This window comes from Streptomyces physcomitrii, from assembly GCF_012273655.1.
In the GTDB taxonomy this organism is placed as follows: Bacteria; Actinomycetota; Actinomycetes; order Streptomycetales; family Streptomycetaceae; genus Streptomyces; species Streptomyces physcomitrii.
In genome coordinates, this window is record NZ_JAAWWP010000001.1 from 428,388 (window position 1) to 441,934 (window position 13,547).

At 74.6% G+C, this 13,547-nt stretch carries 13 protein-coding genes and 1 pseudogene; 9 read left to right on the top strand and 5 right to left on the bottom strand.

The window, feature by feature from the left end; translation table 11 throughout:
- The first annotated feature begins 182 nt into the window (after positions 1 to 182).
- From HFV08_RS01715 to HFV08_RS01730, 4 genes are all read left to right on the top strand, one after another.
- Positions 183 to 1,145, top strand: a complete 963-nt coding sequence (locus HFV08_RS01715; RefSeq protein WP_168535071.1) for an ABC transporter ATP-binding protein — start codon at positions 183 to 185, stop codon at positions 1,143 to 1,145.
- Positions 1,142 to 1,900, top strand: coding sequence for an ABC transporter permease (locus tag HFV08_RS01720; RefSeq protein ID WP_168535073.1), 759 nt, complete (start codon positions 1,142 to 1,144; stop codon positions 1,898 to 1,900). Before HFV08_RS01715 ends, HFV08_RS01720 begins: the two co-directional genes overlap by 4 nt.
- Positions 1,897 to 3,084 (top strand): sensor histidine kinase, encoded by a 1,188-nt coding sequence (locus HFV08_RS01725; RefSeq protein ID WP_312885278.1) that lies wholly within the window; start codon positions 1,897 to 1,899, stop codon positions 3,082 to 3,084. Before HFV08_RS01720 ends, HFV08_RS01725 begins: the two co-directional genes overlap by 4 nt.
- A gap of 296 nt (positions 3,085 to 3,380) precedes the next feature.
- Positions 3,381 to 3,995 (top strand): response regulator transcription factor, encoded by a 615-nt coding sequence (locus tag HFV08_RS01730; protein WP_168535075.1) that lies wholly within the window; start codon positions 3,381 to 3,383, stop codon positions 3,993 to 3,995.
- Positions 3,996 to 4,166: 171 nt separating this feature from the next.
- Here HFV08_RS01730 and HFV08_RS01735 read toward each other — a convergent pair whose 3' ends face one another.
- On the bottom strand, positions 4,167 to 5,033 hold the full coding sequence (locus HFV08_RS01735; RefSeq protein WP_168535077.1) for a transglutaminase-like domain-containing protein: 867 nt from the start codon (positions 5,031 to 5,033) through the stop codon (positions 4,167 to 4,169).
- 115 nt (positions 5,034 to 5,148) lie between these two features.
- Positions 5,149 to 6,171, bottom strand: a complete 1,023-nt coding sequence (locus HFV08_RS01740) for a GNAT family N-acetyltransferase (protein WP_168535079.1) — start codon at positions 6,169 to 6,171, stop codon at positions 5,149 to 5,151.
- A 139-nt stretch (positions 6,172 to 6,310) separates the two neighbouring features.
- Here HFV08_RS01740 and fdxA point away from each other — a divergent pair, with 139 nt between their 5' ends.
- Positions 6,311 to 6,631: a ferredoxin gene (fdxA, locus tag HFV08_RS01745; RefSeq protein ID WP_006346810.1), complete on the top strand. Its 321-nt coding sequence runs from the start codon at positions 6,311 to 6,313 to the stop codon at positions 6,629 to 6,631.
- Between the two features lie 157 nt (positions 6,632 to 6,788).
- The gene (dapC, locus tag HFV08_RS01750; protein WP_376770544.1) at positions 6,789 to 7,913 is read left to right on the top strand and encodes a succinyldiaminopimelate transaminase; all 1,125 of its coding nucleotides are present in this window, start codon (positions 6,789 to 6,791) and stop codon (positions 7,911 to 7,913) included.
- A gap of 349 nt (positions 7,914 to 8,262) precedes the next feature.
- Here the strand turns inward: dapC and HFV08_RS32255 are convergent, their stop codons facing one another.
- Both HFV08_RS32255 and HFV08_RS01760 read right to left on the bottom strand, forming a co-directional pair.
- On the bottom strand, positions 8,263 to 8,568 hold the full coding sequence (locus HFV08_RS32255; protein ID WP_052482206.1) for a hypothetical protein: 306 nt from the start codon (positions 8,566 to 8,568) through the stop codon (positions 8,263 to 8,265).
- 464 nt (positions 8,569 to 9,032) lie between these two features.
- Positions 9,033 to 9,983: a heavy metal transporter gene (locus tag HFV08_RS01760; protein ID WP_168535083.1), complete on the bottom strand. Its 951-nt coding sequence runs from the start codon at positions 9,981 to 9,983 to the stop codon at positions 9,033 to 9,035.
- Between the two features lie 88 nt (positions 9,984 to 10,071).
- Between HFV08_RS01760 and dapE the strand changes: the two genes are divergently transcribed.
- The gene (gene dapE, locus HFV08_RS01765) at positions 10,072 to 11,157 is read left to right on the top strand and encodes a succinyl-diaminopimelate desuccinylase (RefSeq protein ID WP_168535085.1); all 1,086 of its coding nucleotides are present in this window, start codon (positions 10,072 to 10,074) and stop codon (positions 11,155 to 11,157) included.
- 117 nt (positions 11,158 to 11,274) lie between these two features.
- The gene (locus tag HFV08_RS01770; protein WP_168535087.1) at positions 11,275 to 12,024 is read left to right on the top strand and encodes an LOG family protein; all 750 of its coding nucleotides are present in this window, start codon (positions 11,275 to 11,277) and stop codon (positions 12,022 to 12,024) included.
- Between the two features lie 100 nt (positions 12,025 to 12,124).
- Here HFV08_RS01770 and folP read toward each other — a convergent pair whose 3' ends face one another.
- Positions 12,125 to 12,985 carry a dihydropteroate synthase gene (gene folP, locus HFV08_RS01775; protein ID WP_168535089.1) on the bottom strand — a complete coding sequence of 287 codons (861 nt, stop codon included), beginning with the start codon at positions 12,983 to 12,985 and terminating at the stop codon, positions 12,125 to 12,127.
- A gap of 213 nt (positions 12,986 to 13,198) precedes the next feature.
- Here folP and HFV08_RS31270 point away from each other — a divergent pair.
- A pseudogene (locus tag HFV08_RS31270) lies at positions 13,199 to 13,498 on the top strand (DivIVA domain-containing protein); the annotation flags it as partial.
- Positions 13,499 to 13,547: the final 49 nt, after the last annotated feature.

Genomic DNA, 13,547 nt, shown 5'->3' on the forward strand with positions numbered 1-13,547 from the left:
GCCGCGCAGGGGCTCCTGCCGGAAGGGGGCGGGGCGGCGGGGAGCGCGTCAACTGGTGGGTGGGCGGGCCCGGTTGCTGGGAGGGGAGGCCGCCCGCCCACCGTGAGGCATGACATCTGTCATGCCGTGCCCACGACCGGCGACACTGCCGCGGCCACCCCCGGCCCGGCCACGATGGCCGTATGACGACGATATCCCAGCCCGCCGCGCGCACCCCGGTGGTGCGCCTGGAAGCGGTGGCGAAGCACTTCGGCGAGGTCCGCGCCGTGGACGGGCTCAGCCTCGACCTGTACCCGGGCCAGACCGTGGCCCTGCTCGGACCCAACGGGGCGGGCAAGTCCACCACCCTCGACCTGCTGCTCGGACTGCGCGGCCCGGACCGCGGCAGCGTCCGCCTCTTCGGCGCGGAGCCGCGGGAGGCGATCGTCGCGGGCCGGGTCGGCGCCGTACTCCAGAGCGGCGGGCTGATGGGCGAGGTCACCGTCGCCGAACTGGTCCGGCTCGCCTGCCAGTTGCACCCGAAGCCCCACCCGCCGGCCGAGGTGCTCGCCGGCGCCGGACTCGACGGGCTCGCCGACCGCCGGGTCGACAAGCTCTCCGGCGGACAGCGGCAGCGGGTGCGCTTCGCACTCGCGACCGCCGGGGCGAACGACCTGCTCGTCCTGGACGAGCCCACCACCGGCATGGACGTCTCGGCCCGCGGCGCCTTCTGGGCGACCGTACGCCAGCAGGCCGAGTCCGGGCGTACGGTGCTCTTCGCCACCCACTACCTCGAAGAGGCCGACGCGGTCGCCGACCGGGTCCTCGTCCTGCACCGCGGGCGCCTCCTCGCCGACGGCACCGCCGCCGAGATCAAGGCACGGGCGGGCGCCCGCCGGATCTCCTTCGACCTCGCCGAGCTGACCGGTGCCGAGGGCGGCCGGGAGCGCGCCGCCGTGGCCGAACAGCGGCTGCGCGCCCTGCCGTTCCTCGCCGGGATCGAGGTGCAGGGCCCGACCGTACGGCTGCGCTCCACCGACGCCGACGCCACCGTGTACGCCCTCTACGGCAGCGGTCTTCGCCCCCGCAACCTCGAAGTGCGCGGCCTCGGCCTGGAGCAGGCCTTCCTCGCGCTGACCACCGCCGAGGAGGCGAGGCAGGCATGAACAGCCTCCTGGCCGCACGCGGACTGATCCGGCTCGAAGTCGTCCGGGCCCTGCGCAACCGCAAGTTCCTGTTCTTCTCGGTGCTCTACCCGGCGGGCCTGTTCCTGCTGATCGCGGGCGGCGCCGACGCCGGGACCAAGGCCGCGGGCAGCCGACTGGACCTGGCCCCCTTCATGATGGTCTCGATGGCCTCCTTCGGCGCCCTGACCGCCGTACTGCTCGGCAACAGCGAGCGCATCGCCAAGGAGCGCGAGAGCGGCTGGGTGCGCCAGTTGCGGCTGACCCCGCTGCCCGGCCGCGGCTATGTCCTCGCCAAGTCCGCGAGCGCCACCGTGGTGAGCCTGCCCGCCGTCCTGGTCGTCTTCCTGGTCGCCGCGGTCACCAAGGACGTACGGCTCGCGGCCTGGCAGTGGCTCGCGCTGACCGCGGCCCTGTGGGCGGGCAGCCTCTGCTTCGCCGCCCTCGGCGTGGCCATCGGCTACCTCGCCACCGGTGACACGGTCCGCCCGGTCAGCATGCTGGTCTACTTCGGCCTCTCGGCCCTCGGCGGACTGTGGATGCCCACCGCCACCTTCCCCGGCTGGATCCAGCGGATCGCCGACTGGGTGCCCACCCACGCCTACGCCGGGCTCGGCCGCTCCCTGGTCCTCGGCCACGCCCCCGAGCCGCGCGACCTCGCCGTGCTCATCGCCTCCTTCGCGCTGTTCACCGCCGGGGCGGGCGTGCTGTACCGGAAGGACACACTGAAGGCGTGAACGCACTCTCCGAGCCGCCCGCCGCCACCGCCCCGGGCATCGGCCGCCCGCCCCGGGGCCGCCGCGAGGCCCTGCGCAAACTGGTGTGGATCGGCATCTGGCTGGCCTTCATGAGCGCGCCGGTGCGCGATCTGCTCGACGGGCCGCACTCGGCCGCCGGGCGGATCTGCGGCTGGCTCGGCCTGGTCCTCTTCGTCGGCGCGTACCTGGTGCTGGTCTTCCGGCACACCGGCCACCCCCTGGAGCGGCGGCTGGTCGGCTCGGGCCTCGCCTTCCTCACCCTCGGGGCCACCGCGCTCGCTCTCGGCCTCGGCGCGCCCTGGCTGGTCCTGTTCGTGTACGTGTCGGTGGCCGTCGGCTCCACCCTCCCGCTCCCCCTCGCCCGCTGGCTCATCCCGCTGACCACGCTCTACATGGTGCTGCTCGGGCTGCCGCTCGGGCAGGGCCTGGACCTGGGCCTGGTGGTGCCCGCCCTGCTCGGCGGCTTCGCGCTGACCGGCGTACGCCAGCTGATCCGCACCACCGTCGAACTGAGCGAGGCCCGCGCCACCGTGGCCCAGCTCGCCGCCAGCGAGGAGCGGCTGCGCCTCGCCCGCGATCTGCACGATCTGCTCGGCCACTCCCTCTCCCTGATCACCCTCAAGAGCGAACTGGCCGGCCGTATGCTGCCCGCCCACCCCGAGGGCGCCGCCAAGGAGGTCGCCGACATCCAGCGGGTCGGCCGCCAGGCCCTGGCCGATGTACGGGAGGCGGTCACCGGCTACCGCCGCCCCCGTCTCGCGGCCGAACTCGCCCTGGTCCAGGGCACCTTGAGAGCCGCCGGGATCACCGCGACGATGCCGCCCGAACCGCCGCCCGAGGGCCTGCCGGAGGAGGCCGAGGCCGCCCTCGCCTGGGTGCTGCGGGAGGCGGTGACCAATGTCGTACGGCACAGCGGCGCCCGGCACTGCACCGTGGAACTGCTCCGCCGGGAGACCCTCGACGGCCCCCGCGCGGAGCTGACCGTGCGGGACGACGGCGAGGGCGCGACGACCGCCCCCTTCCCGGCCCCGGACACCACCGCCCCCGGCAACGGACTCACCGGCCTGCGCGAACGCCTGGACGCGGTCGGCGGCACCCTGACGGCCGGGCCCGGGAAGGGGCGCGGGTTCCGGGTGGTGGCGCGGGTTCCGATGGGGGACTGAGAGGCGGGATCGGGGGAGCCCTCCCCGGGCGGTCCGGCCGTCGCGGCGGCGGCGCCACCCGTGACCGGTTTGCCGCCAGCGACCGGCCCGCCACCCGTGACCGGCCCGCCATCCGTGACCGGCCCGCCATCCGTGACCGGCTTGCCATCCGTGACCGGCTTGCCATCCGTGACCGGCTCGCCATCCGTGACCGGCCCGCCGCGGCGACCGGCTCGGCGCCGCCCGCGACCGGCTCGTAGCCGCCCGCATAGGATCCCGCCAAGCCCACCCGAGCAGGCCCGAGCCGGAGACCTCCCATGAGCCGCACGATCCGGGTCCTCCTCGCCGAGGACCAGTCCATGGTCCGCGAGGCGCTCGCCGCCCTGCTCGGCCTCGAACCCGATATCGAGGTGGTCGCCCAGGCCGCCCGCGGTGACGAGGTCCTGGCGGCGGCCCGTGCCCACCGGGTGGATGTCGCCCTGCTCGACATCGAGATGCCCGGCATGACCGGCCTGGACGCCGCGGCCCAGCTCCGCGCCGAGCTGCCCGAGGTGCACGTCCTGGTCCTCACCACCTTCGGCCGCCCCGGTTACCTGCGCCGCGCGATGGAGTCGGGCGCCGCCGCCTTCCTGGTCAAGGACGCCCCCGCGGCCGAACTCGCCGCCGCCGTACGCAAGGTGCTCGCCGGGGAACGCGTCATCGACCCCACCCTCGCGGCGGTGGCCCTGGCCGAAGGCGCCGACCCGCTGACCGCCCGGGAGCGCGAGGTCCTGCGCGCCGCGGCGGACGGCGCCACCAACGCCGAACTCGCCCGCACCCTGCACCTCTCCCCGGGTACGGTCCGCAACTACCTCTCCACCGCGATCCAGAAGCTCGCGGTACGCAACCGCGCCGAGGCGGTCCGCACCGCCCGGGAGAAGGGCTGGCTGTGAGACGGCCGCCGGACCGGCCTGCGGAAGCGCACGCCGGACCGGCTTGTGGAAAGGGGCAGTTGAGCAGGTTCAGTCGAGCGGGCGTACGGAACCTGTCAGCCGCAGCGCCGAGTTGAGCAAGGCACCGGCAGCCGCACGACCCGTACGGCGGCAACCGCCCGACTCGCCTGGTCAGTTGAGCAGCGCCCGGGCGGCCCGTGCCTCCCGGCGGACCTTCGCCGCCGCCTCCTCGTCGACCGCCTCGACCACCTCGGCGTAGGCGTCCATCTCCCGGGCGCCGGTGAGGAAGTCGCCGCGGCGGACCAGGAGCCGGGCGCGTTCGTAGCGCAGGTTGGCGGGGTGGGAGGGCAGCAGCAGGCTCAGTTCGAGGGCCCACAGGGCGACGTCGGCGTGCTCGGGGTGGGCTGCCGCCCAGGCGCGGATGTTGTTGAGGATCCGCAGCACCAGGTCCCGCGGGTCGGCGGGGGCCAGCATCGACGGGTCCAGCGGCTCGCCGGTCGCCCCGGCCACCAGGAGCCCGGCCTCACCCCGGGTGAGCACCCGGCCGCCGTCGAAGGGGTCGGCGAGCACCTGCTCCCCGGCCTCGGCGACCCCCGGGCCCGGCGGCCTGCCGAAGCCGACCACGAAGTGGCCCGGCAGCGCCACCCCGTACACCTGCCCGCCCGCGCGCCGGGCGACCTCCAGCCAGACCACGGAGAGCAGGATCGGCAGGCCCGTGCGGCGCCGGAGCACCCGGTGCAGGAGGGAGGAGTCCAGGAGTTCGTAGTCGGGGCCGCTGCCGCGGAAGCCCTCCCGGCCGCCGAGGCGGGTGGCCAGCGCCTCGGCCCAGTCGGCGGGACCGCCGGGCCGGTGCGGCAGTTCCCCGGCGAGCCGGTCGAGGGCGATCTGCGCCTCGTCCATGCCGCGCTCGTCGAGGGCGCCGTCCGCCACGGCGCCGATGAGCAGGCAGAGCACCGACAGATCGGGCCGTTCGGCACGGGCTTCCTCGGCGAACCGGGCCCGCAGTTCGGCGGCGCGCTCGGGCTCGGGCGGGTGCATGACGCTGGCCTCTCGGTGGGTCTTGCCGGGTTGCTGGATTTGCCGGGTTGCCGGGTTGCCGGGTCGCCGGGGTGTTGTGCCTACGGGACGACGAGCGGCCGGGCGGGGAGGGGGATCAGGTGGACCGGTCCTCGTCGTCCGGTGCCCGGTAGTGGTGGTAGCTGTGGTGCAGGTGGAAGCCGAGGCCCGCGTAGAGGGCGAGGGCGGCCGTGTTGTCGGACTCGACCTGGAGCCAGGCGGCCGAGGCGCCCTCGTCGAGCGCCCGCCGGGCCAGCACGGTCATCACCGCGGTGCCCAGGCCCCGCCGCCGCAGCCGGGGGTCGACCTCCACCGCCATGAAACCGGCCCAGCGGCCGTCCACCACACAGCGCCCGATGGCGGCCGGAGCCGCACCCGGCTCACCGGGCACGGTCGCGAACCAGACCGAGGGGCCGCCGCGCAGCACCGCGAGCTCCCCGGCGTCCGCCGTCCCCGCCGAGCGCTGGTAGCGGGCCAGCCAGGAAGCGTCCGGATCGCGTGCCAGGCGCACCTCCGCCGCCCCGGCGTCCCGGTCGCCCAGCGGAGCCAGCCGCCCGATCCGCACCTGCGCGCTCACCTCCCGCCGCCAGCCGTGCTCCTCCAGTGTCGCGCAGAGCGGTTCCTGGGTGCCCTCGGCCCCGGTCGCGGTCTGCACATAGGCGGGCAGCCCGCGCTCCGCGTACCAGCGGGTCACGTGTTCCAGGGCCTCGGCCACCGGTATGCCGGGGTCGCCGGAGGGGAGCACCGAGTTGGCGCGGCGGGTGAAGCCGCCCGCGGCGCGCAGTTCCCAGCCGCCGAGCCGGGCGCGCTCCACCGGCGGCCAGGCGCGGGCGAGCACCGGGGCCAGTTCCTCGAAGGAAGCGGACGGTCCCCTTCCGCGCGCCGGGGCGGGCGGCACCACTTTTCCCGCCACCAGCGCCGATTCCGCGATACGGACACTCTCCCCGGACTTGCGCGTGAGGTGGAGCACCCCCTCGTCCCACGAAGTGAGAACGCCTACGGTGTCGGTGAACCTCTCGGGGCCCTCCGAGGGATCCTCGAGGGACCGGACCGAGACGCGTTTTCCCACATCAGCACGGGTGATCCTGACGACGAGCCGTCCGCTCGTGGCGAATCCCACAGTTGTTGCCACCCCTCCTGTTCGGATCTTGGCCGGGAACGGAGATACTAGGGGCGGGCATCGACGACGCCGCGCTTCCGCGCGCCAGGTGGCGGGGCCTGTGGAGCCCGCCAGCGCCCTACCGAGGAGGAACGAGAGCGTGACTTACGTCATTGCGCAGCCTTGTGTCGACGTAAAGGACAAGGCGTGCATCGAGGAGTGCCCGGTCGACTGCATCTACGAGGGCTCCAGGTCCTTGTACATCCACCCGGACGAGTGCGTCGACTGCGGAGCCTGTGAGCCGGTGTGCCCGGTCGAGGCGATCTTCTACGAAGACGACACTCCGGAGGAGTGGAAGGACTACTACAAGGCGAACGTCGAGTTCTTCGACGAGCTCGGGTCCCCGGGAGGCGCCAGCAAGCTGGGCCTCATCGAGCGGGACCACCCCTTCGTGGCCGGGCTGCCGCCGCAGAACCAGTAGGCGCGTACGCGCAGCCGGTCCCGTACGGAGCTCGTGCCGTACGGGACCGTGGCATTTCCACGAGTCAGTTCCACGAGTGAGTTCCCCGAGTCAGTTCCGCAAGTCAGGGTCCGAGACCGGTCCCCGTGGTGCCGTGCCCGGGCGACCGGAGAAGAAAGTGAGCGCCGTGTCCGCCTCCCGAGCCCCCTACGCCACCCTCCGCGGGCGGCTGCCCGACTTCCCCTGGGACAAGCTCGCGCCCTACAAGGCCACGGCCGCCGCCCACCCGGACGGCATCGTGGACCTGTCCGTGGGCACCCCGGTCGACCCGGTGCCCGCGCTGGTGCAGCGGGCGCTGACCGAGGCCGCCGACTCCCCGGGCTACCCGACGGTCTGGGGCACGGCCGCCCTGCGGGACGCGATCACCGGCTGGGCCGGCCGCCGGCTCGGCGCCGAGGGCCTGGGCCACGAGAACGTGCTGCCGGTGGTCGGCTCCAAGGAGTTCGTCGCCTGGCTGCCCACTCAGCTCGGGCTCGGCCCCGGTGACCGCGTCGCCTATCCGCGCCTTGCCTACCCGACGTACGAGGTCGGCGCGCGGCTGGCCGGTGCCGCCTACGAGGCCTACGACGATCCGAGGGCCCTGGACCCCGAGGGCCTGCGTCTGCTCTGGCTGAACACGCCCTCGAACCCGACCGGCCAGGTGCTCCCCCAGGAGGAGCTGGCCCGCATCGTGGCCTGGGCCCGCGCGCACGGCATCCTCGTGGTCAGCGACGAGTGCTACCTCGAACTCGGCTGGGAGGCCGAGCCCGTCTCGGTCCTGCACCCGCAGGTCAGCGGCGGCTCCTTCGAGGGACTGCTCAGCGTCCACTCGCTCTCCAAGCGCTCCAACCTCGCCGGATACCGCGCCGCCTTCGTGCTCGGCGACGCCGCCCTGCTCGGGGACCTGCTCCAGATCCGCAAGCACGGCGGGATGATGATCCCCGCCACCACGCAGGCCGCCGCGGTGGCCGCGCTCGGCGACGACCAGCACGTCGAGGAGCAGCGCCGCCGGTACGCCACCCGCCGCACCGCCCTGCGCACCGCGCTCCTCGCCCACGGCTTCCGCATCGAGCACAGCGAGGCGAGCCTGTATCTGTGGGCCGGCCGCGGGGAGTCCTGCTGGGACACCGTCTCCCACCTCGCCGACCTGGGCATCCTGGTCGCCCCCGGCGACTTCTACGGCCCCGCGGGCGAGAACTTCGTCCGGGTGGCGCTGACCGCGAGCGACGAGCGCATCGCCGCGGCGGTGGCCCGCCTGACGTAGGGCCGCGTACGCCGCACATGCCGCAGCGGCGCGGACTGCCGGAGAGGCGGTCCGCGCCGCTGTGCGTTGGGCGTCGGGTGCTGTGTGTTGGGCGTTGAGCACTGTGCGTCGTGTGTTGGGCGTCGGGCGTCGTCCGCACCGGCGAAGGGGTGTGCGGTACCCGACCGGTCAACTGCCGTACGGGCCCGGTCAGTTTCCGTATCGAGCTGGTCAACTGCCGTACTCGCCCGGTCAGTTCCCGTGCCGGCTCGGTCAACTGCCGTACCGGCCGGGGCGGTTCATCTGCCCCATCGGCCGGGCGGCGGCCGGGGGCGGGGCCGGGCCGCGCGGCCGGTGGCAGTGGCCGGGCTCAGCCCAGCGGGAGGCCCTTGCCCAGGGTGCTGTCGGTGGCGGTCTTCGCGGTGCTGCTGACCAGGGGGCCGGTGCCGGGGGCGACCTTCTCGGCGACCTGTCCGGCGGCCGGGGCCGCGGCTCCGGCCACCTGCTTGGTCGCGCCGTCCACCGAGTCGCCGAGGCCCTCGCTGTCGGTCCGGCTGACGCCGCCCTGGGCGGGCTGATCGGCGGCGACGGCGCTCCCGGCGGCGACGACGGGCACCGCGCCCGCGGCCACGATCAGCGCGACGCGGGCGATACGGCGGGTCAGGGGGAGAGACATGGTGCTCCTAGCTGAACGGGGACGGGGTGTCCGCGCCCGCGGCCCGGCAGCGAGTGCGAGCGGCGCGGGCGCCTGATGTGCTTACCGACCCGGACGCCGGATTGGTTGCGGCGCACCGGCGTAAAGAGTGGGCAATACGCGCGCCCCACCGCCCGGCTTCCCGCCTCGGAGTGGCCCCCCGAACTCCTGCGCGGATACCGGGCGGAGCCGTCGGCCGGAGGCCGGCGCGGGCGCCAACTCCCGCCCGGACGACCGCGGATCGCCCGAGCCGGACCACCGGCGCAGACGCCTGTCGACCCGAGAGGCGGACCCCGACTCCCGTGCGTACGCCCGGTGGAGACGCCTATCGGATTCCCGCGCGTACGCCCAGTGGAGACGCCTACCGGACTCCCGCGCGGACGCCCGGTACCGGCGCCGCAGCCGCGTACCCGACGGGTCTGCTCCGTGACCCCGCGCCCCCGGCCCTACTCCGTGACGCCTATCAGCACCTCGTCCGCGCCCGCCCGGCCGTCCGCCGCCTCGGGGCCGCCCGCGCCCGCGGCCTTGCGCCAGGGGCTCCGGCCCTCGTCCGAGGCGGTCCACTCGCGGCCCGCGTACCTCACCTTGTCGATGTGCAGGGCGGAGGAGTTGGCCACCGCCCAGTGCGCCAGGGCCCAGCCGCGCCGGTCCGCCGCGACCGCCCGGGACTCGGCGCCGGTGCCGGGCACCGGGACGGCCACCGTGCGCGGGGACTCGCCGTCCCGGGTGCCGGCGGCCTCGGCCCCCGCCGCGGAGAGCACGCCGGGCCCGAAGTCGCGTTCCAGGGCGGCCCGCACCTTCGCCGGGTCCCCTGGCTCGGGGCCGGGCCTGCCCTCGCAGCTGAGGGTCCCGGCGGTGCGGCCGGTCAGCGCCGCGGCGAGCAGGGCGGCGTCCGGTTCGTGCTTCGCGTACGCCTGGGGGAAGCCGCTGCGCTGGACGCGCTGCGCGGCGACGGTGAGCGGCAGCGCGGCGTAGTCCGGCACCTCGGCGAGGTGCTGGTAGAACTTCCCGGCCGCGTACACCGGGTCCATGACCTGCTTCTTCGAGCCCCAGCCCTGCGAGGGGCGCTGCTGGAAGAGGCCCAGCGAATCCCGGTCGCCGTAGGTGAGGTTGCGCAGCCCGGACTCCTGGAGGGCGGTGGCGAGCGCGATGGTCACCGCCCGCTCCGGCATCCCGCGGGCGCCGCCCACCGCGGCGACGGTCGCGGCGTTGGTGGCCTGCTCGGCGGTGAACTCGTACCCCGCGCCGTCCGCCGAGGCCACCCGGCAGCGGGGCGCGGTCCGGCCGCCGGTCAGATACTGCGCCGCGAAGTAGCCCGCGAGGGCGAGCAGCAGCACCACGGCCGCACCGGCGCGCAGCAGTCGGCCGCGGGAGGGGCGAGCGGTCTTCTCGGGCACCCGACCAAGGTACTTCAGGGCACCGACAGGGCCCTTCCGTCCGGACCCGGGGCCGCGGGGGTGCTGCTCGGGCCCTAGGGTCGGTCGCATGGCCCAGGAACCAGACGCACTCGACCTCCGTCTCGACGCCGCGCGGCTCACCGCGCAGCTCGTCGACTTCCCCTCCGAGAGCGGCTCGGAGAAACCGCTCGCCGACGCGGTGGAGGCGGCCCTGCGCACCCTGCCGCATCTGCGGGTGGACCGGTACGGCAACAACGTCGTCGCCCGCACCTTCCTCGGCCGCCCCGAGCGGGTCCTCCTCGCGGGCCACATCGACACCGTGCCGATCGCGGAGAACGTCCCCTCCCGCCTCGACGAGGACGGCGTCCTGTGGGGCTGCGGCACCTGCGACATGAAGTCCGGGGTCGCCGTCCAGCTGCGGATCGCCGCCACCGTGCCGGAACCCAACCGCGATCTGACCTTCGTCTTCTACGACAACGAGGAGGTCGAGGCCCACCTCAACGGGCTCGGGCACGTCGCCGAGGCGCACCCCGACTGGCTGGCCGGCGACTTCGCGGTGCTCCTGGAACCCTCCGACGGGCAGGTCGAGGGCGGCTGCCAGGGCACCCTGCGCGTCCAGCTGCACACCAGCGGTGAACGCGCCCACTCCGCCCGCAGCTGGATGGGCTCCAACGCCATCCACGCCGCCGCCCCGATCCTGGCGCGGCTCGCCGCCTACCGGCCCCGCCACCCGCTGATCGACGGCCTCGAATACCGCGAGGGCCTCAACGCGGTCGGCATCTCAGGCGGCGTGGCCGGCAACGTCATCCCGGACGCCTGCACGGTCACCGTCAACTTCCGGTACGCGCCCGACCGCACCGAGGCCGAGGCGCTCGCCCACGTACGGGAGGTCTTCGCGGACTGCGGGGTGACCGACTTCGTGGTGACCGACCACAGCGGGGCCGCGCTGCCCGGGCTCTCCCACCCGGCGGCGGCCGCCTTCACCGAGGCCGTCGGCGGGACCCCGCAGCCCAAGTACGGCTGGACCGACGTCTCCCGGTTCAGCGCGCTCGGCGTGCCCGCGGTCAACTTCGGCCCGGGCAACCCGCATCTGGCGCACAAGCGGGACGAGCGCGTCGAGACGGCGAAGATCCTCGCGGGCGAGGAGAAACTGCAGGCCTGGCTGACCGCCTGACCAGGGCCTGAGCCGGCGGAGGAGCAGGGCCGGCCACCGCTGTCATGCCGTGTTACCCGTACCGCAACCCCGGCCGTCCTAGGCTGAAGGGGCAAGGGCCAGCGGAAGGGGATCTTCATGGAGAGTCGTGAACCACAGGGACCGCCCGAGGAGCGGCGGCTCGGGCCGGTGGTGCGGCGCCGTCAGCAGATCCAGCCGGGCACCACGGATCAGCGCCTGCTCGACACCACCGGCGACTCGGACTGGGTGCACACCGACCCCTGGCGGGTGCTGCGCATCCAGTCGGAGTTCGTCGACGGCTTCGGCGCGCTCGCCGAACTGCCCCCCGCCATCAGCGTGTTCGGCTCCGCCCGGACCCCGGTGGACAGCCCCGACTACGAGGCGGGGGTGCAGCTCGGCAAGGCGCTGGTGCAGGCCGGGTTCGCGGTGATCACCGGGGGCGGCCCCGGCGCCATGGAGGCGGCGAACAAGGGCGCCCGGGAGGCGGGCGGGGTCTCGGTCGGCCTCGGCATCGAGCTGCCCTTCGAGCAGGGCCTCAACCCGCACGTCGACATCGGCGTCAACTTCCGGTACTTCTTCGTCCGCAAGACGATGTTCGTGAAGTACGCCCAGGGCTTCGTGGTGCTGCCCGGCGGGCTCGGCACCCTGGACGAGTTCTTCGAGGCGCTCACCCTGGTGCAGACCCGCAAGGTCACCCAGTTCCCGATCGTCCTCTTCGGCACGGCGTACTGGGGCGGTCTGATCGACTGGCTCCGGGACACCGTGATCGCCCAGGGCAAGGCGGCCGAGCGCGATCTGCTGCTCTTCCACGTCACGGACGACGTCGACGAGGCGGTCGCCCTGGTCACCAAGGAGACCGGCCTGTAGGGCCCAGCCTCCGAAAGAGCGCCGACGCCCTCCCGGGGGCGGACGGAAGCAAAGGGGCGCGTACGCCAGGACGTACGCGCCCCCTGGTCTGTCCGGTGCCTCAGGCCAGGCCCCGCCGGGCCACCGCGGGCGGCCGGTGCCCCGCCAGGGAGGCCACCATGTCGAGGACCTGCCGGGTCTCGGCGACCTCGTGCACCCGGTAGACCTGCGCGCCGAGCCAGGCGGAGACGGCGGTGGTCGCCAGGGTGCCGATCAGCCGCTCCTTGACCGGCCGGTCCAGGGTCTCGCCGACGAAGTCCTTGTTGGACAGCGAGACCAGGACGGGCCAGCCGGTCGCGGTCATCTCGCCGAGGCGGCGGGTGGCCTCCAGGCTGTGCCGGGTGTTCTTGCCGAAGTCGTGGCCCGGGTCGATCAGGACCGACTCGCGCGGTACGCCGAGGGCCACGGCCCGCTCGGCGAGCCCCACCGTCACCCGCAGGATGTCCGCCATCACGTCCTGGTAGCCGATCCGGTGCGGCCGGGTGCGCGGCTCGGCGCCGCCCGCGTGGGTGCAGACCAGGCCCGCCCCGTGCCGCGCCGCGACCTCGGCGAGCTTCGGGTCGACGCCGCCCCAGGCGTCGTTGAGCAGGTCGGCGCCCGCCTCGCAGACCGCCTCGCCCACCTCGTGCCGCCAGGTGTCGACGCTGATCACCACCTCGGGGTGGCGCCTGCGGACCTCCGCCACGAAGCCGACCGTGCGGCGGGCCTCCTCCTCGGCGCTCACCTCGGCGCCGGGGCCCGCCTTCACCCCGCCGATGTCGATGATCGCGGCGCCCTCGGCCACCGCCTGCCCGACCCGGTCGAGGGCCGCCTCGTCGCGGAAGGTGGCGCCCTGGTCGTAGAAGGAGTCCGGGGTCCGGTTGACGATCGCCATGATCACCGGCTCGTGCCTGCCGAACTCGCGCCTGCCCAGCCTGAGCATCCCCTGTGCACTCCTCGTCCTCGATCGGCCCGCTCGGCCTCGCCTGCCGGGCCGGGTCCGCGTCGCCGGGTGCCGTTCGCCGCCGATCGACCGCCTGCGACCTTAGCTGTCGGTGCCGCATGGCACGATCGGAGCCTGCCGGTCTCCCCGCCCGCGGTGGGCGGGACGACCGGTGACGCACGCCCGGTCAGTCGAACGTGGGGGCCCTCAGCAATGGTCATGTTCCTCTTCCTCGTCGCGGCGCTCGTCGTGGTGGTCGCCGCCGTGACGCTCGCCGTGGTGGGCCGCGGCGAGGACGGCCCGCTGCCCGAGGCCGCCCCCGACGCCCTCACCCACCCGCTGCCCGGGCACCGCCGGGTGGTTGCGGGCGATGTCGAGGCCCTGCGCTTCCCGATCGTGGTCCGCGGCTACCGCATGGCCGAGGTGGACCGCGCCCTGAACCGCCTCGGCGCCGAGATCGCCGAGCGGGACGGGCGCATCGCCCGCCTCGAAGCCGCCCTCGCGGGCATACGCGAGAACGGCCGCCCGCACCTCCCGGATCCGTCCGCCCACGCCGCGGAGC

Bases quoted from the DNA above. Each gene is read 5' to 3' on its own strand.
- HFV08_RS01715 (WP_168535071.1), top strand. From the start codon at position 183: ATGACGACGATATCCCAGCCCGCCGCGCGCACCCCGGTGGTGCGCCTG.
- HFV08_RS01720 (WP_168535073.1), top strand. From the start codon at position 1,142: ATGAACAGCCTCCTGGCCGCACGCGGACTGATCCGGCTCGAAGTCGTC.
- HFV08_RS01730 (WP_168535075.1), top strand. From the start codon at position 3,381: ATGAGCCGCACGATCCGGGTCCTCCTCGCCGAGGACCAGTCCATGGTC.
- HFV08_RS01735 (WP_168535077.1), bottom strand. From the start codon at position 5,033: ATGCACCCGCCCGAGCCCGAGCGCGCCGCCGAACTGCGGGCCCGGTTC.
- HFV08_RS32255 (WP_052482206.1), bottom strand. From the start codon at position 8,568: ATGTCTCTCCCCCTGACCCGCCGTATCGCCCGCGTCGCGCTGATCGTG.
- dapE (WP_168535085.1), top strand. From the start codon at position 10,072: ATGGCCCAGGAACCAGACGCACTCGACCTCCGTCTCGACGCCGCGCGG.
- HFV08_RS01770 (WP_168535087.1), top strand. From the start codon at position 11,275: ATGGAGAGTCGTGAACCACAGGGACCGCCCGAGGAGCGGCGGCTCGGG.
- folP (WP_168535089.1), bottom strand. From the start codon at position 12,985: ATGCTCAGGCTGGGCAGGCGCGAGTTCGGCAGGCACGAGCCGGTGATC.